Consider the following 19,056-nt stretch of genomic DNA (forward strand, 5'->3'; position numbering starts at 1 on the left):
CTTCCTTCTGACTACTTCACTCTATTCCTGTCATTTTCTAGAATAGCTTAAAGATATTCACACGGTCATGCATCTTGGCTGCTCCCTCTGCCAGATTAATACTGATCGCAGTATTCTCTTCGGAGGATGCAGCATTGCCCTGTACTACGCCGGATAGCTGTTCAATTCCCTGACCGATCTGCTCCAAGGACTCTGCCTGGGAGTTGGCTTTCTCCATGGTGTTCTCTGCAAGCTCTGCAAAGGACTCCATATCTGCAATGATCTGATTGAATGCGTCTGCTGTTGTTCTTGTAATCGTATTGCCCTTTTCGATTTCCACTAAGGTCTTATCGATCAGATCTCTCGTATTCACAACCGACTTCGCACTATCCGCTGCCAGCTTACCGATCTGATCCGCAACCACCGCAAAGCCTTTTCCTGCTTCTCCTGCTCTGGCAGCTTCAATGGAAGCATTCAGGGATAACAGATTGGTCTGGGATGCAATATCCTCGATATCTGTGATAATATTACCGATCTCCTTGGAGATTTCTGTGATGTGCTTCATTTCCGTGAGCAGATCATTCATTTTTTCTTTTTCTTCGTTCGCTTTATTTGCAGAGGCTTTTACACGTGCAGATGCGCTCTGTGTTTCCTTCGCTGTATCTTCCGCCAGATCCACGACTGTATCAATGGTGGCATTCAATTCCTCAATGACTGCTGCCTGCTCTGTTGCACCGTCCGCCAGGGATTTTGATGCATTTTCCACCTCTAATGCATTCGATGATACCTGTTCTGCCAGATTGCTGATCTCGGTCAGGGTACTGTTAAACCGTTTCAGAATATACAGCAGTGATGCCTTCAATTCCGAGAAATCGCCTAGGAAATCTGTAATATCATCACCATTTCTGGTCAGGTCACCCTGCGCTATTGCCTTTACCTCCACAGAGATCTCGCTGACATAATCTGCCAGAATACCCATGGCTTCTTTCAGATTCCTGATGGTATCGCCAAGCTCATCCTCAGACTCATAGGTAAGCATTTCTACATTAGACAGTTCGCCCTTACGCAGGCTGGCAACTGCTGCATCTATCTGTTCTACCGGCTCGGTAATGGAATTGGTAATGATCCCTCCGATCATTGTCGTCACTACAGCTATCGCAAGACCCGCTGCCACGATCACAATAAATATGATTACAGTGCATACATTAGCCACGGTCTTTGCCCGGTCTAATTCTACCTGGAACTCGTCACGTAATATAGTTAATTTTTCAGTAAAAGCTTTATATTCTTCATACATCTCTCCGATCATCAGCTTTGCTGCTTCCTGCTGTTTACCCTCACGGCTTAACTGCAAAATTTCATCCGAAGCAGCCCTGTATTTTTTCCATCCTTTGCTTGCTGCTTCATAATCAGCTTGTCCTTTTTGAGCATCACTGTCTGCAGCGATGATCGCATCCAGATTCGCACTGGTATCCTGGATCTGACTCTCCAGCTTCTGAATTTCTGCTTCGCAGGAGTTCATGATTGCTGTATCTGATTCTACCAGATGCTGATACTGTTTGATTCTGTATTGCGCAGTCATTGTCTCTAAATCCTGCAGATATTCCAATGACGGAGACCAGACCTCCGTGATCTTCTCTATATTTGAACGGATCACTAATGTCGAGATCAGTGCCACCAACATTAAAAATAATGTCATAACAAGCACTGTTATTCGATATAGTTTTAATTTTCCTGCAACCTTTAAGTTAGCTATACGCTTTTTGAGCTTTTCCATGATAGTTTTCCTTTCCTTTGTAAATTCACATTTGATTATCCACAAACGGTTATAATATAGCATACTTTATTGGAAAAATCTATTAACAAAGTGTTAACTTATCTTCTACTAAATATTAGTGGTTCTATTGCTAGAAACTGGTGAAAATTAATCTAAATTCTGTCTCCTGGATAAACACTTTTCACAATGCTGATTTTTATTCTATTGGCTGAGGTAGACAAAAGAACCGTTGGTTACAGGCGCAGAAAGCTGTCTATAGAAAAGGGAACCCATGCCATGCTTGCACTTCTGGGAACTGCTAAAAAAGCTGCAATTCCGGCAAAATATGTTCTTTTTGACAGCTGGTTTTCATCTCCAAGCACCCTTCATGCTGTCAAACGAATGGATTTAGATGTAATCGGAATGTTGAAAAAATCTCCCATCCCTCTTTATAAAAGTCTTAAAGAGATTGCTCTCATCAATAGATATTTCTCTTCTCATAATAAATTCTATTTCATTGTAAGAAAAGTAAAAAGTTGCCGCTTTTTTATAAAGCGACAATCTTTTCTTGCTATATCAGCCTTTGGGAATTTGACCATCAACATACAGAATGTGGTTTACTAGCCACTCTGTAAGATATGTTAAAATACCCATAATCTGTTCATCCTGATCTTCTACCTCATCATTGTGATGTTCCATAAATTCATCAATCTTATATATAAATTCCTGATGCTGGGTTTTTTGTGTAAATAATTTCTTATAATTGATAGATTCCATATACTGTTCTTCGTCAGCAAAATGCTTTACCGTATAATCACGAAGTTTCTCTAATATTATGTCAATTCTATCATATTTATCTGGTGTGTACTCGTCATGGAGTAGTTCATATGCTTCATCTGCATACAAAAACAATTGCTTATGTTCCTCGTCAATCATATCTATTCCGATATAATATTCTGGTTTCATTTCATACATAACTTAATCCTCCTCTTAGTAATTCTCTACTTCGCTCTTTTCAAATGTTTTAAACTTATTGGTATCCCTTCCTACATTTGGGACAAATGCCTTTAAATGAAATATCATAATCCAAATATACGATTCCATGCGTGTCATGAATTCTTTCCAGTAAATTCGGTATTTCATCCATATCCACATCTGAAACCTCACCACACTTTACACACCTGACATGGTAATGATTTTTTAATGTGAAATCGAACCGGTTCGGTCCATCCGGAACTTCAACCTTTCTTAAAGCACCTTCTTCTACCAATATATCAAGGTTTCTATATACAGTCCCTTTTCCAATTGTAGGATATTCTTCTTGTACAAATTCATACACTTCATTTGCTGTAACATGCCTTTTCATCTCATACACAGCGTTTCTTACTAAATCTTTTTGAATGGTATTTCTTCTAATAATTATTCGGCCCCCTTATTAGGATCTATTCTTAACAGGGATTATATATTACTTTTCAGTCGATGTCAAGAAAATAATAATTATTCCTATTATCAGATAATTTTCGCAGCAAAAATACAACCATTACTAACATTACGATCTGTGCTAACATCGCTTTGTCCCATATTGGAATACTAACTTCCAACACATCAACCACCTGCATATTTGTTACCCTTTTCTGTTCTCGAAACTCCCGGAGATTGAATGAACGAAATAACTACACAGTTTTTTGTCTAGCGAAAGAAACAGCAAAGGTTCCAAAGATCACCCCATTCTATTATGTCATAAAGACTGATAAAACTCCATCGCTGCCGTCAGGTCCTTCTCATTCGGATGTCCCTTGGCAATCCCACCAACCAACTTAAAAGGTCCGAACGTATCATATCCCTTACAGGAGAACTTCCCTATAACATTACAATGTTTATCTTTTATAATTGTTTCAATGGACTGATATGCAGCACTTCCACCATGCGTGCAGATCAGGAAAACCTCCTTATATTCCGGCAAATTCACAGATGCAAAATTCAACACGGATTGATGAAATTTTCCATAATAAATGCCCGAAGCAAAGCCTATCCGATCATATTCCGATAGATCTTTCTCTTTTTCCTGTGTTGCATCAATAAGATCTACATCATTATTCTGGGCAATTTGCTCCACGACCTTTCGTGTATTGCCATGATGTACTGATGCAAATATGATTGCTATTTTCATTACTTACTCATCCTTCCTGCAGTCTTTCTAGAAAATGATGCGAACATCCGCCTTTGCAAATTCGGTATTTAATTGTTCCTGTATGTTTTGTAAGTCCATCTTTTCACCTTCTACATGAATTTATGCAGACGGTCTGCACAAATTACTCTTATTCAATCAGTATGATAATTAGTATCCGGTAGCTGGTCAGTAATGGATACTTATCGGAGATTTGTATCCTATAATCTGCCAAAAGTGTTCGATATTGACCAGTAACTGATCACTTTTTTGACCACTCACTTATAAAATGACCAGTAACTGAACACTTATTGACCACTTTTTTCATCACAGATACTATATCGGATACTTGCTCCTTTTCCTTCTTTCTGGATATAACCCTTTTCAACCAGCTCATCAATCACCTTTCTAGCGGAAGTTCTTGACTTATATCCACACACCTCTGCAGCCTTCCCTGTATTTATGCTACCATATTGGGAAATATATTGCAGAATAGCCTCTTCTTTTTCATCCTGAAGCGGCTTCTTATATCCCACAGTTTGCTCTTCATTTCGCAAATCTGCCACCCCCGGAATATACACAACCTGACCAACCTCTAATTTCAGACTAACACGATCTGCACGCTCTGAAAAATCAAATTCCGGCTTTTTCCATTTTTGCTCTTCCCATGCAGTCATAATCTTATCAACGCCACTTCCGGCACGCTCACCGACATTTACAAAACCAAACATCTTTAAGATATTCGGATTTCGTGGATCACTATTACCACCTGCATAAAATTCCTCTTTTGTAATTCGTATGGTTCCCGGATTTGAAATCGTTATCTCTTTTCCTTTCTTAACAATAACTACGCCTCTTCTTCCATAATAATTGGAATGTGCCAGGGCATTTGCCAATGCTTCTTCCAATGCATCATGCACATCCACTCTATCTACACGGTATCCATTTCGTCTATTTGCAAATGGAACTGCTACATCATCGTCCATTCTGGTACGCACCTTGCAGAAAAAGTCATATATATTACCGCTCCAATCACCTTCGTTAGAATGCGTCCGGAATAACCAGCGCACTGCTTTATCCTCGCATTCCTCACGATAATCCAGAAAATAATTTGGAAAAACTTCAGTAATATGATAAGCCTCTCCAAAGAACAATAGTCCTGCTATCGTTGGAGATAATGTACCATTTTTATTCTTTGCTGCTGCCCTTAATTTCATAAGGAACTCGTTATTTTCCAAAGCATTCCAAGGATGTCCACTGTGAAGCTGTTCAAAAATAATTCTATAACCTTTTATCGTATCCTGATTCAACACGTCTAACCCGAACTCTTCCAACACTTCCACATCTCCAGATATATCTCTCTGATCTGCGAACATTGCCCGGACTGCCTCTTCGGTACAAAGAAAGTCACCTTCATAATCTCTTTTATAAGTACCTTTCATCGGATCTGTCCCAATGTATACCGGCTTATCATGCCTGTCTGCCGCTGGAACATCAATTCTTAATATTCTCTTTTCTCCTACTGTCACTGGTCTGACATGATGATTCAGTAAAATGTTCTTTGACACCTTATTTCTGTCATTCAATGTACTCCAAAAATCCTTCTGATATTTAACAATCTGCTTGTCGTTCAGTCCTTCAACTGTAAAAGAATCCCTGTGTTCCTTAATTCCAAGCAGAATCGTGCCACCATTTGTATTAGCAAAAGAAGAGTAAGTCTCCCATATGCTCTCAGGGAGTCCGCCGGTTGCCAGCTTACATTCTCGCTCATGATCTTCTTTTAAGTTTAATCCCTCTAATACATTTTCTTTCAATCGCAAAACCTCCCCTCTTTGAAATTGTATATAAATTATACTACGCAAACCATCAACATTCAATTCTCAATATATAAGCTGTTAGCACCTCTAATTTGTATTTAATTTTATGCTTACAATCGTTATCTGTCATTAAACTATTGGTTTAATTCAGTTTTATATGCGAATTAAAACGGCAGAGTTCCACTTCTCTCTATGAACGCTTGTTTCTGTCAGAGAGAAAAACGAATAAGTTAACCGTTCTTGCTCTCGCAGAAAAGAGAATTGAAATGTCTACCCCATATAATATAAGTGCTTTTATCAAATATTTTTAAGCATATACATCCACAAACAATGACAGGTTAACAAAATTATCATTTATCAATAATGGACTAAGACTTCCAATCTTCATACAACCATGCAATTTTAGCAACTTGATATGCAGAAAACTTCTGCCCTCTTAAATTTTCTTTTTTATCTTCTTGTATTTGATATTTATGCCAAGTTTCTTTGCCACTTCTTCACCGATAAATCGACCACCGCTTCCAAATTCCCTGCTGATTGTAATAATCCTTTTTTCCATTTACGGTTCCTCCTTAATTCAAAGCATCTACTTTATTCTTTCTAATTCTCTTTAAAAATACATATCCTACCAGACATGAAATAACCTCAGTTATTGGAAATGCCCACCAGATAAGCGAAACTCCCATCTGACCATTTCTGACAAACGCAGAAAAAATTCCAGCCAATGGCAGGATAATAATAAGCTGTCTCAGAAGAGAGATAACCAAAGATTCAACGCCGCCATCCAGTGCCTGATAAATTCCCTGATAAGCAACATTTATTCCAGCAAACAGAAAGCTTATTGAGATTATCCTCATTGCTCCGATAAAATATTCCCTTGACTGTCCTGCATTGAACAAAGTTGCAAAAGCTCCAGGAAAAATTTCAGTAATTGCAATTCCAAGAATCATTAATACAACTGTATAGATCAGTCCATACCTAATCCCATCCCGAATTCTCTTTTTACTTCTCATTCCATAAGCAAATGCAATAATCGGAGTGATTGCATCTCTAAGCCCAAAGGCAAGGAATAATACAAACTGCTGTACTTTATAGAACAATCCATATGCAGTCTGTGCGGAAGGGCTGAATTTCAAAATCAGATTCATCACATATACCATGATAGACATAAGTGCCTGTGCAATAATTGCAGGAAGTCCAATTGCATATATTTCCTTGATTATTCTGCTATCCGGTTTCATATACTTTACATCATGTTCAAATTCCTTATTCAGTTTCATATGAAATACAAACAATACTATTGCAGACGCAACCTGTCCAATAACAGTTGCATATGCAGCTCCCTTCACTCCCATTTCAGGAACCGGTCCAATACCATAAATCAAAATCGGATCAAGAACAATATTCACCACTGCACCCACAACCTGACCGATTGTAGAATATAGTGAACGTCCTGTTGCCTGTAAGAGTTTTTCAAATAATGAAAAGAAAATAATTCCAAATGAAATTACGCAGCATATTCTTAAGTAGTCTGTTCCCATTGATGCAACTTCAGGGTCAATTGTCTGTGATGAAATATATGCCCTTACTCCAAAAATCCCAAACAACAGGCACACCACATAAATAATCACTCCAAGAAACAAACTGTTTCCCGCAACTTTTGCTGCTTTTTTACCATTTTCCTGTCCAAGTGTTCTTGCAAGAAGTGCATTTATTCCCACACCTGTTCCGATTCCAACTGCTACCATGAGCATCTGAACTGGAAACACCAGTGTAAGTGCATTAAGTGCCGCCTCACTTCCTGACATCATGTTTCCAACAAAGGCACTGTCTACAATGTTGTAAACCGCCTGCAATGCCATAGATAAGATCATCGGTATTCCCATCTGAACCATGAGCTTATTTACCGGCATCTCTCTCATCTTGTTACTTTCTGCCATCTTAATAATCCTCCTTTTCTGCATAAAAAAAAGTGTATACTTACCTCATAAGCTGGACTTACGCTGATAAGCTACACACTTTTAACTGCATGATATATTTTCATAATGTGCGACAGCAGGTGCACAAAAAAAGAGTAGTAAAACTGGATTTACGCTAGTCTGCTACTCGTTTACCAGTATTATATTTTTCTTTTTCGAAAAAGTCAAACAAAAATTTTCTTGCATTTTTTCTCTTTTATACATTATAATAGGCACGAAATAAAAAACATTATATATTCAACCTGCATCCATTCTCTATGTGCAAAGCCAGTGCAATAAAACGGAACTTGTGTGCTTTGATAAAATCATTACCTGCAGCATTCTCATTCATAAACTTTTGGAAGTCTTACCGGAAGAATTTTTCCCACTACCAGGGTGGATCAGGGACTTTCTCCCATTAGAAACGTTCTCCGCTAGGCGCACCCCCAAAAAAAGGGAAGCGAAAACGCTTCCCTCTGAATAACCACTGGCAGTTTGCTTGAACATTTCTGCTCAAACCAAAAGCATATGACTTAATCCTCATACCGGATATGACAACATCATCTCAGATATTGTGCCACGCAACTAATAGAAGTAAAAATTTGAGCATATACTCGAACAAGAAACTACTTCTTAGCTGTTTGTCTCATGCTCTGTTTTCTCAATTCTAAGCATACGATATCCAATACCAATATGCGTCTGGATATATTTTTCCCCGTTTTTCTCAGGTTCTAGTTTTTTCCGCAATGTTGCCATAAAAACCCTAAGAGAAGCGACATCATTTTCCAAACATCGTCCCCAAATCCGCTGGGTAATATAGGTATGTGTCAGTACCCTGCCCACATTGCGAGATAAAAGGCAGAGCAGCTTATACTCTATAGGCGTCAAATGTAGTTCTTCTCCCTTCAGATATGTGCAGCCGGCAGTATAATCTATCTTTAATTCCCCATTTTCAAAAATAGAGGTTTCCAGCTGATCCCCTGTCTGTGTTATAGCAAGCCTCCTTTGAGTGACACGGATGCGTGCAAGTAATTCCTCTACTGAAAATGGTTTTGTAATGTAATCATCAGCCCCTGCATCCAATGCTTCTATTTTATCCGTATCCTCACTTCTGGCACTGATCACAATAATCGGCATATTCGACCATGTCCGAATTTTCTTTATTACCTCTACTCCTTCTATATCCGGGAGACCCAGATCCAGAAGAACAATATCCGGATTATGAGACGAAGCTTCCAGAATAGCTGAAGATCCGTTTTCTGCTGCCAGATATTTATAATCATGTGTTTTTAATGTAGTAATGATCAGGTTACGTATGGGCCTGTCATCCTCAACCACAAGTATTAATGCTTTATTCATTTAATGTCACCTCACTTAATGGTAATGTAAAAATAAAATTGCACCCATGGGGAGCATGATCCGTAAGGATCAGAGTTCCGTTATGTGCTTCTATGATAGAATGGCAAAGCGCCAAACCAAGTCCCAGACTCCGATGACTATCTGCAACTGTTGTTTTTCCTGTATAAAACATCTCAAAAATATGTGACTTCATTTCTTCCGGAATTCCAGGTCCATTATCTTCTACACTTATCTGTGCTTTCCCCTCTGTTTTAATTCCCCGAATGCAGATTACGGAACCTGGCGGCGTATATTTTATTGCATTATCAATTAAATTTACCAGAACCTGTATAATAAGCTGTACATCCATACGTACAAGAACAAGTTCTTCACAGTCTGTCATAATTTTATAATCATCATGTTTCCGGCTAATATGCCGAAGTGACTCCGCAATCACTTCATCCAAAAGCTGATCCGTAAATTTAAATTTCAATCTTCCATCATTCAACCTGGTAATGGAAAGAAGATTCTCCACAACTCCGATCAGCCATTCGGAATCATCATAGATGTCGGTGTAAATCTGATGCCTAGTAGCTTCGTCCAAGCGTTCGCTGTTGCCAAGGAGCATATCTGCATTGCCGGAAATGGAACAGAGCGGGGTCCGAAGATCATGAGAGATTGCCCGGAGAAGATCTGCACGGAGCTGCTCATTTTTGGCTAAAATCGCATTTTTCTCTTTTTCCATAGCGTTTTGTGCGTTCTCCATAGCAAGTGCACATCCATTTATCACAGAAAGCAGAATACTGTATTCATAAGAATCCAGTGTTTCTTTTTGCATCGGTATCCCAATTACGCCATAAACATTATTCCCACTTCGAATTGCCAGATATAAACATTTGGCCTGGGGAAAATGATGTGTAGATACACCGGCACGCTGTCTGTTTTCGTAGGTCCATCTGGCTACATCCTGCTCTTCTTGCGTCAAAAAATCATCCGAATTTTCTTTTTCCCCAGAGAAAAGTTTCCCCTCTGATAAAGTTCCATTTTTCACAATATACGCTGTAATATTGCGGTTTAATAAGCGAATCAACTGTGTACAGGTAACTCCAAGAATCTCCGTTTCTCCTTTTTCCCTTTGCAGCAGACGATCTGTGTCAAACAGAATCTGTGTACGAAAGGCAAGCTGCGCGGACAGTTTTGCATGTGTTTTCAGCTTTGCCGCAAGTGTTCCTGTAAGCACAGACGAAATAAGCATGATAAGAAATGTTACCGGATATCCCACCGCATACGTCTGAAAAGACATTCTCGGCTCTGTAAGAAAAAAACAAAATAAAAATACGCTTAAAAAAGACCCGGCTATGCTGCAAAAATATCCATCTGTCACGATTGAAGTAATCAAAACCCCAAAAATGTATATAGTTACAATATTTGTATCCGTGAAATCCAGCTTTTGAAATAATAGACCGATTAAAGTACATACTACAAATATAAAAGCTGTTAAGACATAGTCCTTTACAGATGGTTTTTCCGCAAGTTCTGTAAATGATCGTTTCGAATAGGTTCTATTTTTCACCGCATCCTGAACTATATGAATATCAATGTCCGGTATAATTTCAATTAGCTTTTCCGTCAAAGTTGATTTGCTGAAAAAGTGATTTCGTCTGGCATTGCTTTGTCCTATAACAATTATTGTAACACCGGAAAGTCTGGCATATTCTGCAATCTGCACGGGCACATTTTCCCCATGGGTCATTACTATTTCTGCCCCAAGTGTTTCCGCATACCGGATATGTTCTCCCAGCTTTTCTTTATCCATGGCTTCTGCTTTTGTACCAGTCTGCACATACAGAGCCGTAAAACGCGCCTGCAGTGCATTTACCATCTTTGCTGCTGTATCTATTATTTTTAGATTCGAGGGTGCTGCGGACAGACAAACAAGAATATGGTCATCTGCCTTTTGAATATCATCTTCAATTTTCTGATTCATCCTTCCAATCCCCTTTTTCTAACGTTTTGGAAATTATATCATTCGACTGCGTTATAGTCAAAATCTTTTCTGCCTCTTCAGCCTGTCCATCAAAAATGATAATTTTCGCTTCTTTATATTGCCTTTTACACTCGTGAACCTCTTTTAGTAAGTCATTATCTGAAAGAGTGTCCAAAAACAGTATCTTTAATCCTGTCTGCTTTCTTTCCGGTTTGTCTTTGACCGTTTCCTGGATGGCATCAAAAAACTGATCTATTTTATTGGCAATATAAAAGCAAAAACCAAACATACAAAACACAACAACCGCCAGCATTCCCTGTACCATTACCATCACCTCTTTACCAGTCTATCCGGCAACTTAATTATATACGGAAGCATTTCTGAAGTGCCCTGTATTCTCCTAACACCAGTAATTTATTATTCTCTGCTAAATACGTATCCGGGGAAATTGCAATACTAAATTCCCCTTCATCCTTTACTGCCAGGATATTAATGTTATAACGTTTCCTGACATCCAGCTCACCCACTGTCTTTCCAGCCCATCCTTCTGGCACTTCTACCTCAAAGATCGCATTGGACGCATCTACCTCCATATAGTCAAGGACATGGTCATCTGTGTAACGGATAGAGGCCCATTTTGCAACCTGTTTTTCGGGATAAACCACTTTATCGGCACCATTACGTAAAAGAAATTTTTCCTGAACATCACGTTCAGCCCTGGAGATTACCAGTTTTGCTCCCAATTCTTTAAGAAGTGACGTTGTTTCAAGGGAATTTTGGAAGCTTCCCCCAATGGCCACAAAACAAATATCATAGTTTCCAATCCCAAGAGAGCTCAAAAATTCCGCATTAGTGCTGTCACCGATTTGTGCATTGGTCACAAACGGCAGTACCTCGCCCACCCTTTCTTCATTCCAGTCAACCGCCATAATTTCATGTCCCAGCTGGCTTAACTGCATAGCAATATGCTTTCCAAATCTTCCAAGTCCAACAAGCAATACATTCTTCATAATTCTATCTCTCTCCTTCTATCCAACTGTAATCTTCTCCATGGGCAGTTTTGCATTCCCCTTGCTTCTTCCGGAAAATACCGCATATATCAAAGTCAGACCGCCCACACGTCCCAGATACATAAGTATAATCAGCACGGTTTGCGAAAAAACATGCAGTCCCGGTGTAATCCCCAGTGTCAGTCCTACCGTGCCTACAGCTGAAGCAGCTTCATACAGACAATCTAAAAGTGGAAGACCTTCGTATACACTGATTGCGATTCCACCGCAAAAAAACATGGTAAAATAAAGCATAGCTATCGTTGCTGCATTTTTTATCACATAATGGTCCAATCTTCTTCCAAAAGCCTCTACGTTTTCCCGGCTTCTAAATGTCGCAATCGCATTTAAAATAAGCACCGTGAAGGTTGTCGTTTTCATTCCACCTGCTGTAGAACCCGGTGAACCACCTACTAACATCAACAGGATCATAACAGCTTTTGAAGCCTCACTCATCTTTGAAATATTTATCGTGTTGAATCCAGCTGTCCTTGTCGTTACCGATTGGAACGCCGCAGCTAGCAGGCGTTTTCCTGCGGATAAATTTTTTAGATCACAGACAAAGAAAAAAACTGTAGGAATTAAGATCAGGCCTGCAGTAGTCATCAGAATAATCTTGCTTTGCATACGGTAACGTTTAATATTCAGTTTATTCGTATAAATATCATCCCAGGTGAGAAAACCAATACCTCCTACAATGATCAACAGCATAATTCCCACATTTACATGGACATTTCCAGAATACCCGGTCAACGAAGGAAAGGGATTGTCAGCCGTCCCCAGAATATCAAACCCGGCATTACAAAAAGCAGAGATTGAATGAAACACTGACATCCAGATTCCCTTTCCGCCATAATCAGAAAAAAAAGCCGGCAGTAACAACAACGTTCCTGCAGCCTCTATCAGAAATGTTCCCTTTAAGATAAATCTTGTCAGTCTGACAATTCCGCCCACTTTAGGTGCTGATATCGCATCCTGCATGGTGCTCCTTTGCATAAGTGATATCTTTTTTCCAGAAAAAAGGGAAACAGATGCTGCCACCGTTACCACACCAAGCCCGCCAATTTGTATGAGTACAAGAATAATCGTCTGTCCTGCCACAGACCAGTAGCTTCCAGTATCCTTCACAACAAGGCCTGTCACACATACTGCGGAAGTGGCTGTAAAAAGAGCCTCATGAAATGAAGTTGGTACTTTATCCAAAGTAGAAAATGGAAGCATCAGCAGAACGGTTCCCAAAAGGATCACTCCTGCAAACCCCAAAATAATTAACTGAAAGGATGTCAGATGTTTTTTCTTATATGTTTTTTCTAGCATAAATAATCAGCACTCCTTCTTATTGATTCTAAATACTGCTATCTTTGTGCTGTTTTTATTATATATAGTTGCTTTCAAAGATAGTATAAAAGTCTCTAATTCGGTATTAAGATTGTATAAAGATTTAACATATGTCAGTTCGTGTATTTCTCACGGTATTCCTTAGGTGAAACAGAAGCATATTTCCGGAAGACACGCGAAAAATGTCCGGGCGAAGAAAAACCAAGATGAAGACTGATAGCAGTTAGAGATTGTTTCGTGTAACGGAGCAGATGTTTGGCTTCATCTGTTTTTTTAGTAAGAATAAAATCTGTTAAAGTCACATTGCTTTCAGCCTTAAAACGTTTTGAAAGATAAGACCGGCTCATAAAAAAATCTTTTGACATTGCTTCTACGGTAATTGCCTCTGACATATGACGGTTAATGTAATTTGATACATCTAAAATAAGGTGCGATGCTTGTGTTCCTTTGTATAATTGATTTACGCGTTTTGCAAAGTCCATGACCATAAGACGGCCAAGATTATTGATCCGATTGCAATCATCTAGCAATTCACACATAAGAATGTAGTTATCAATTAGTGTAAAAGCATCGTCAGGATTCATACCACCCTGGATCGCTGCACGTGAAGCAAGTGTTGCAATGGCAACAAATGAATTTTTAAAAAAGCGCAGATGGTTACTTTCCATTACATCTTTCTTGAATATCGGTGAGTTTTCAAGTAGATTCGATATAGAAATGTAATCTCCTTTTCGAATCATATTCATAAAATTTTCTTCCAGATCATACGTACTGTGGAATATTATATCCTGCTCAGAAAGCTTATCCGAGAGAGAATGGTCTGTTCCATGACGGCTTGTTTTTTTTGCAAAATGCTCCTGTAAGGAATCATCAATAAAAATATCTTCAAGAGAACATTTTTCATTGTTTAGTATATAATTTAAAAAGCACATGATCTGCATAAGATTTTCAAAAGGTATGTGTTTAATTTCCTGCATGGCAATTATAAATTCATCAATATCTTCTTTTGGGATATCTAATTGAATTGCTAGTTCCAGCAGGTTTGAAGCAGTGCTGGAAACTTGTTTTGTTGGTCCGATCACAAATTTATATTCATTAGAATTGACAATGCCATAGCAACTGAAATTATCTGTCAGCAAATAACCGATGTGATCAGAGATTTTAAGAATATCTGACTGATGTATGGAAATGGGATCTTTTATAAAATGAGTTATAGAATAATAAAAAATAAGTTCATTGTTTTTATAAATATGTACTGGAACTCTGGAAAAATCACCTATCATTGTGGCGATATAATTGTAATCAACAAATTTCATATTAGATGCCTCCTAATGCATTTTCGACACAATTATATCATTTATAAACACAATTATGCAAGAAATATATATATGAGAATGATAAAATCTTGCAGAATTAAGAATACAAACTATAAGAAAGGAACTAGAGAATAATGTACACTAAATTTTTTAAGAAAAAAATCGAAAATATGCAGTTACGAGAAAGAATAGGCTACGGATATAAAAAAGTAATTATAATGATGCTTATTTCTGGAATACTTTCTATTGCAGCGATAGGCATGTTGTTTTCAAGTCTTGTACATTATGTTAATAAAATTAATGCTTCTGATATAGCTGTTAAGATGTGCAGAGTGGATGTAAATTCTGCAGCAAGAAATGTGAGAGAAATGGCACTAAAGGATGACACATCATCTTATACTAGTTATGAACAGACCATAGCAAACTTACTTAACGATGTTGATTCACAGCTGAAAATAATAAAAAACTCGGGCGTTGTTCCAAAGAAGAAGTATGAGGAATATGCAACAGCCTTATCTGATTGGGAAACTATATGTTCATCTATTGTGAATGAGATCAAATCGGGACAGAAAGAGAAAGGGACTGAGGATATTCTTACAAAATGTACTCCTGCATTAAATAAATTGGTAAATCTTGCTCTAGAACTAGATGATTTTACTGATAAAGTCAGCAGCGAGGCAGTAAGAAACACCATGCTTTATGCTGTTGTAGGCATTATTTTTATTATTTTCCTTTTAACTTTGGCATGGATCAGTGCAAGAAAAACGAGCAAGAAAGTTCTTCACAGTATTTTAGAGCCTTTACATGCCATTGAGGATGTTGCAAAAGAATTAACAGAGGGAAACTTGCATAGTACATTAGATTATCGTTCAGAAGATGAAATTGGACGATTGGCACATAGTATGCGTAAATCTATTCGGATTTTTGGTTCATATGTAGATGATATTGATCGTGCGATGAAGCTGTTTTCAGAAGGAAATTTTGATGTGCAGCCTAATGTAGAATGGAAGGGCGACTTTATTGGAATTTTACGCTCTTTTATGGATTTTGAAAAAAGTATGGCGAAGATGGTAAAAGGGATACAACGAGCTTCCAATCAGGTGTCAGGTGGCGCAGAACAGGTGTCAGCAGGGTCAACAGAGTTGGCGGATGGAGCTACGAATCAAGCAGCATCCGTAGAAGAATTGACGGCAACGGTTGAGAATGTTTCAGAACAGGTAAGACATAATTCAGAGGCAGCCAGCGAAATAAGTACAAAGGTAGTGGAACTAGGAGATCATATTTTAGAAAATGATTCTAAGATGCATGAGATGGTTCAATCCATGCTTGAAATCAAGGATTCATCTATGCAGATAGATAAGATTATTGAAACAATTAATGATATTGCATCGCAGACGAATCTTCTTGCATTAAATGCTTCCATTGAAGCAGCAAGAGCCGGAGAAGCAGGAAGAGGATTTGCAGTTGTAGCTAATCAGGTAAATCAGCTGGCAGATCAAAGTGCACAGGCAGTAAAAGAATCGGCTGCTTTAATTAAAACATCTGTCAATGCTGTCGGAAAAGGAGTCTTGCTTGCAGAAGAGACTGCCCAACAGCTTGAAGAAATCGCAAAAAGTTCGAAAATGATTACCGAAGAAGTATCAGGAATTGCAGATACACTTGCAACCCAGACAGAGGAAATCCAGCAGATAAATGTAGGAATCGAACAGATTAATGATGTTGTACAAAGCAATTCGGCAACTTCTGAAGAGTGTGCTGCAGCAAGCCAGGAAATGAATAACGAAGCAGAACATTTACGTGATATGATACGCGAACTCAAAGTGGCCAAATTTGAATAGAACGAAAAGCCCGAGACCGTTTCAAGTTTTGTGTAAACTCAAAAAACAGACATAAGATTTTATTAATAGTTATACTAAGAGCAGAGACCAGATTTTGGTTCTCTGCTCTATCTGCATTATACAGGTATAAATGCTCATGTCAAATAGATTTCCCTAGAATTCTGCTTTTTCCATCCGTTCTTCAAAATAAATCTCCAGCTGGGCTCGTATCTGGGACCAGTCCCTGCTCTAGGTTTTAGCGTCTTGTCACTCTTAGTAATTAATCACTATCTTTCTACATTCTTCGCAGCAGTTTGCTACCACTCTTGTCCTGTGACCTGGCTTGAGTTTTGTTATCTCTACAAAACCATCTGCGTTTTTTGCGTTTTCGAAAACGCCCGGTACTTCATTTGCAAAGCTGAAAGCTCCGTCCTTACTGCTAAAGAAATATCCTTTTCTCATTTCTTTACCACATTTTGAACATTTCATCTTCTAATCCTCCTGTGCCTGTGCTTTCTTTTGCTCTTATCAATTGTGATCCATCACAGCCGTTTCCAGCTTCCCCACTTCTCTTGCAAAATCATCCAACACCCAGTCATACATATGTGGATCTTCGTATTCACGATATCCGCACTCCACCACCATTCCCAAGCGCTGCCAGATACGATAGATCTGAATACGAATTTTCTCATTTTTGGTAAATTCTATTTTGCCATAGCCTTGCAGAAAATATGGATTAGGAACATCTCCAAAGTCGTGAAAATCATGGCTTAATAATGGATCTGCCCATAACACCGCTGCATAATCAATAAGTCCTGTCAGCTTGCCGTTTTTTATCAAAAGATTACCATCCCATGTATCGGTATGTACATAAACCGGGACAGTTACTTCATCCAATTCTTTTCCATACTTCCGAATCAGTTTCTTAAGGTCAGCCGATGTAATTCCGGGAATAGCAATTCCCTTTTCTTCGGCATCACACAACAGCCAGTCAAACAATAGATTTATAAAATCACTGTTTTTCTTGCAATAACTTTCCGGTATATTGGGAATTCCAAAGATATCTGCCTTTAAGGAACATATCTTTCGTGTGATCTCTCCCATTTCCTTCTTTACATCTGCTCTTTGCAGCATCCGTAATCGTCTGATCATCACACAACGGCACTCCATCCAGATAACTCATAAAGAAATACGGAACATCACATATTTCTCCACTGTCATCATAAAAGAGTAATTTCGGCATCGGAATATCCAGCCATTCCTGAAATAATTTCAACATTTCCGCTTCCGTTGGAATATATTTCACTTCATTGCGCATAACCTTTACTCCTGTTCCGGATGCAAGCTTAAGTACCATTTTTTCTTCAGCCGTTTCTACCAGATATACGGCACTACAAAATCCCCCGGATAATCTCTTAATGTTTTTTATTGCAACCGGATGGCCTAATGCCTGATCTGTCATTTGCTGTATCTGCTCCTCGGAAATCCAATTTTTCGTAATTGCATCCATTCTGCTTTCCTCCTCTAAATTTAATTATCACCCTTATAAACGGCATTCATATAACTGATCCGAATATGACATGGGGCAAATATAGTTGCAAATATAACCAACATAATGTTTCCACTGATAATACCACTCTCCTTACATTTTGGACAAAACAGTGGAAAACGTTTTAATTCCGTATCGTCCAATATCTGTGTCCTGGTCTTTGCTCTGCATACCGGACATAAGATCCATTTATCCGTTACTACTGTCTGCATCTGACTCATCACCTCCCGATAAAGCTTGTAAAATATCCTCCCCGACACCCAAGCCTTTTAAATATGTCATCCCCGTATTGTGAAGCATACAATACATATTTTCTTTTGTATCCTGAACGATTCCCGAAGCAATCAAGGTTCCCATTCCCTGTGTATATACCATCATCGTCATGGCAAAATCCATTGCCTGCTCTATCGTAATTTCCAACATATCTGCTATCTTCTCATACATATTGGGTCCATCTGAAAGATCCTGCTGCAGCTCGAAACCATTGCTTAAAAGCTGACTTCTCTCACCCGTATAAAGAAAACGAAACAGATATGGTCTCTCCAACGCTAAATCTATAGTTCCTTTTCCTCTTTGTTCAAATGCGACAAATTCATTTTCATTGAAACTATAGTAGGTATTCTCCACATATTTCTCTGCAAAAGGAATTAATTCCTGCCGCAATCCTTCCATCTGCGAACAATCAGCACAGGTATCCAGTCCATTTTTCCGAACACAATTATGTATAGGACAGAGTTTGTCGCAGAACGGTGTTTTTACACCCTCTATGCGACATCCGACGCAGTTGATCATTTCCGGTGTGATCGTTACCCCGTTGAGCTTGCTCCACAGAGTGGCGGTTTGCTCACGCAGGGCATTGTCGTCTGTAATTGTTGCGATCCTGGCATCACACTTTTCGCAATCAAGTCCGCAACAGCCAATCAGTTGGTTTTTGTTTTTCATCGTTTTCTCCATAGCGTTTCCTATATAACAAAGAATTATTGAA

General features: G+C 38.7%; 19 protein-coding genes and 2 pseudogenes. 2 read left to right on the forward strand and 19 right to left on the reverse strand.

Annotation, left to right across the window (positions count from 1 at the left end):
- Positions 1 to 37 precede the first annotated feature (37 nt).
- Positions 38 to 1,756, reverse strand: coding sequence for a HAMP domain-containing methyl-accepting chemotaxis protein (locus ACSAJE_RS04590; RefSeq protein ID WP_458009797.1), 1,719 nt, complete (start codon positions 1,754 to 1,756; stop codon positions 38 to 40).
- A 210-nt stretch (positions 1,757 to 1,966) separates the two neighbouring features.
- Between ACSAJE_RS04590 and ACSAJE_RS04595 the strand changes: the two are divergent.
- Positions 1,967 to 2,224, forward strand: a pseudogene (locus ACSAJE_RS04595) (IS4 family transposase); the annotation flags it as partial.
- A gap of 87 nt (positions 2,225 to 2,311) precedes the next feature.
- Here the strand turns inward: ACSAJE_RS04595 and ACSAJE_RS04600 are convergent.
- The 13 genes and pseudogenes from ACSAJE_RS04600 to ACSAJE_RS04660 all read right to left on the reverse strand — a co-directional run bounded on the left by ACSAJE_RS04600 (position 2,312) and on the right by ACSAJE_RS04660 (position 14,705).
- Positions 2,312 to 2,710, reverse strand: coding sequence for a bacteriohemerythrin (locus ACSAJE_RS04600; RefSeq protein WP_118691544.1), 399 nt, complete (start codon positions 2,708 to 2,710; stop codon positions 2,312 to 2,314).
- A 55-nt stretch (positions 2,711 to 2,765) separates the two neighbouring features.
- The gene (locus tag ACSAJE_RS04605; RefSeq protein WP_118691545.1) at positions 2,766 to 3,158 is read right to left on the reverse strand and encodes a Fur family transcriptional regulator; all 393 of its coding nucleotides are present in this window, start codon (positions 3,156 to 3,158) and stop codon (positions 2,766 to 2,768) included.
- A 49-nt stretch (positions 3,159 to 3,207) separates the two neighbouring features.
- Positions 3,208 to 3,354, reverse strand: coding sequence for a hypothetical protein (locus tag ACSAJE_RS04610; protein ID WP_182448366.1), 147 nt, complete (start codon positions 3,352 to 3,354; stop codon positions 3,208 to 3,210).
- A 119-nt stretch (positions 3,355 to 3,473) separates the two neighbouring features.
- On the reverse strand, positions 3,474 to 3,905 hold the full coding sequence (locus tag ACSAJE_RS04615) for a flavodoxin family protein (RefSeq protein ID WP_118691546.1): 432 nt from the start codon (positions 3,903 to 3,905) through the stop codon (positions 3,474 to 3,476).
- A 305-nt stretch (positions 3,906 to 4,210) separates the two neighbouring features.
- A complete protein-coding gene (locus tag ACSAJE_RS04620) occupies positions 4,211 to 5,716 on the reverse strand; it encodes an RNA-binding domain-containing protein (RefSeq protein ID WP_182448367.1) in 1,506 nt (501 codons plus the stop codon).
- A gap of 454 nt (positions 5,717 to 6,170) precedes the next feature.
- A pseudogene (locus ACSAJE_RS04625) lies at positions 6,171 to 6,278 on the reverse strand (cytidylate kinase family protein); the annotation flags it as partial.
- 13 nt (positions 6,279 to 6,291) lie between these two features.
- Complete coding sequence (locus ACSAJE_RS04630; protein WP_458009798.1) at positions 6,292 to 7,659, reverse strand: MATE family efflux transporter; 1,368 nt, start codon at positions 7,657 to 7,659, stop codon at positions 6,292 to 6,294.
- Positions 7,660 to 8,310: 651 nt separating this feature from the next.
- Positions 8,311 to 9,036, reverse strand: a complete 726-nt coding sequence (locus tag ACSAJE_RS04635) for a response regulator (protein WP_458009799.1) — start codon at positions 9,034 to 9,036, stop codon at positions 8,311 to 8,313.
- Positions 9,029 to 11,002: a DUF4118 domain-containing protein gene (locus ACSAJE_RS04640; RefSeq protein WP_458009800.1), complete on the reverse strand. Its 1,974-nt coding sequence runs from the start codon at positions 11,000 to 11,002 to the stop codon at positions 9,029 to 9,031. The genes ACSAJE_RS04635 and ACSAJE_RS04640 overlap by 8 nt, the downstream gene beginning before the upstream one ends.
- Positions 10,986 to 11,327: a hypothetical protein gene (locus tag ACSAJE_RS04645; RefSeq protein ID WP_022024837.1), complete on the reverse strand. Its 342-nt coding sequence runs from the start codon at positions 11,325 to 11,327 to the stop codon at positions 10,986 to 10,988. Before ACSAJE_RS04645 ends, ACSAJE_RS04640 begins: the two co-directional genes overlap by 17 nt.
- A gap of 37 nt (positions 11,328 to 11,364) precedes the next feature.
- Positions 11,365 to 12,012 (reverse strand): potassium channel family protein, encoded by a 648-nt coding sequence (locus ACSAJE_RS04650; protein WP_022024836.1) that lies wholly within the window; start codon positions 12,010 to 12,012, stop codon positions 11,365 to 11,367.
- A gap of 18 nt (positions 12,013 to 12,030) precedes the next feature.
- The gene (locus ACSAJE_RS04655) at positions 12,031 to 13,368 is read right to left on the reverse strand and encodes a TrkH family potassium uptake protein (RefSeq protein ID WP_458009801.1); all 1,338 of its coding nucleotides are present in this window, start codon (positions 13,366 to 13,368) and stop codon (positions 12,031 to 12,033) included.
- A 134-nt stretch (positions 13,369 to 13,502) separates the two neighbouring features.
- Positions 13,503 to 14,705 (reverse strand): helix-turn-helix domain-containing protein, encoded by a 1,203-nt coding sequence (locus ACSAJE_RS04660; protein ID WP_022024833.1) that lies wholly within the window; start codon positions 14,703 to 14,705, stop codon positions 13,503 to 13,505.
- A 134-nt stretch (positions 14,706 to 14,839) separates the two neighbouring features.
- Here ACSAJE_RS04660 and ACSAJE_RS04665 point away from each other — a divergent pair, with 134 nt between their 5' ends.
- A complete protein-coding gene (locus tag ACSAJE_RS04665) occupies positions 14,840 to 16,543 on the forward strand; it encodes a methyl-accepting chemotaxis protein (protein WP_458009802.1) in 1,704 nt (567 codons plus the stop codon).
- Positions 16,544 to 16,795: 252 nt separating this feature from the next.
- Here ACSAJE_RS04665 and ACSAJE_RS04670 read toward each other — a convergent pair whose 3' ends face one another.
- From ACSAJE_RS04670 to ACSAJE_RS04690, 5 genes are read right to left on the reverse strand one after another with little or no spacing between them, the layout of a single operon-like run.
- On the reverse strand, positions 16,796 to 17,011 hold the full coding sequence (locus tag ACSAJE_RS04670; RefSeq protein WP_458009803.1) for a PF20097 family protein: 216 nt from the start codon (positions 17,009 to 17,011) through the stop codon (positions 16,796 to 16,798).
- Positions 17,012 to 17,050: 39 nt separating this feature from the next.
- Complete coding sequence (locus ACSAJE_RS04675) at positions 17,051 to 17,626, reverse strand: phosphotransferase (protein WP_458010050.1); 576 nt, start codon at positions 17,624 to 17,626, stop codon at positions 17,051 to 17,053.
- Complete coding sequence (locus ACSAJE_RS04680) at positions 17,535 to 18,032, reverse strand: phosphotransferase family protein (RefSeq protein ID WP_458009804.1); 498 nt, start codon at positions 18,030 to 18,032, stop codon at positions 17,535 to 17,537. The genes ACSAJE_RS04675 and ACSAJE_RS04680 overlap by 92 nt, the downstream gene beginning before the upstream one ends.
- A 20-nt stretch (positions 18,033 to 18,052) precedes the next feature.
- On the reverse strand, positions 18,053 to 18,283 hold the full coding sequence (locus ACSAJE_RS04685; protein ID WP_118507453.1) for a cysteine-rich KTR domain-containing protein: 231 nt from the start codon (positions 18,281 to 18,283) through the stop codon (positions 18,053 to 18,055).
- The gene (locus ACSAJE_RS04690; RefSeq protein ID WP_118507454.1) at positions 18,261 to 19,013 is read right to left on the reverse strand and encodes a DUF3795 domain-containing protein; all 753 of its coding nucleotides are present in this window, start codon (positions 19,011 to 19,013) and stop codon (positions 18,261 to 18,263) included. Before ACSAJE_RS04690 ends, ACSAJE_RS04685 begins: the two co-directional genes overlap by 23 nt.
- Positions 19,014 to 19,056: the final 43 nt, after the last annotated feature.

This window comes from Jutongia sp. SJQ-6, from assembly GCF_054161275.1.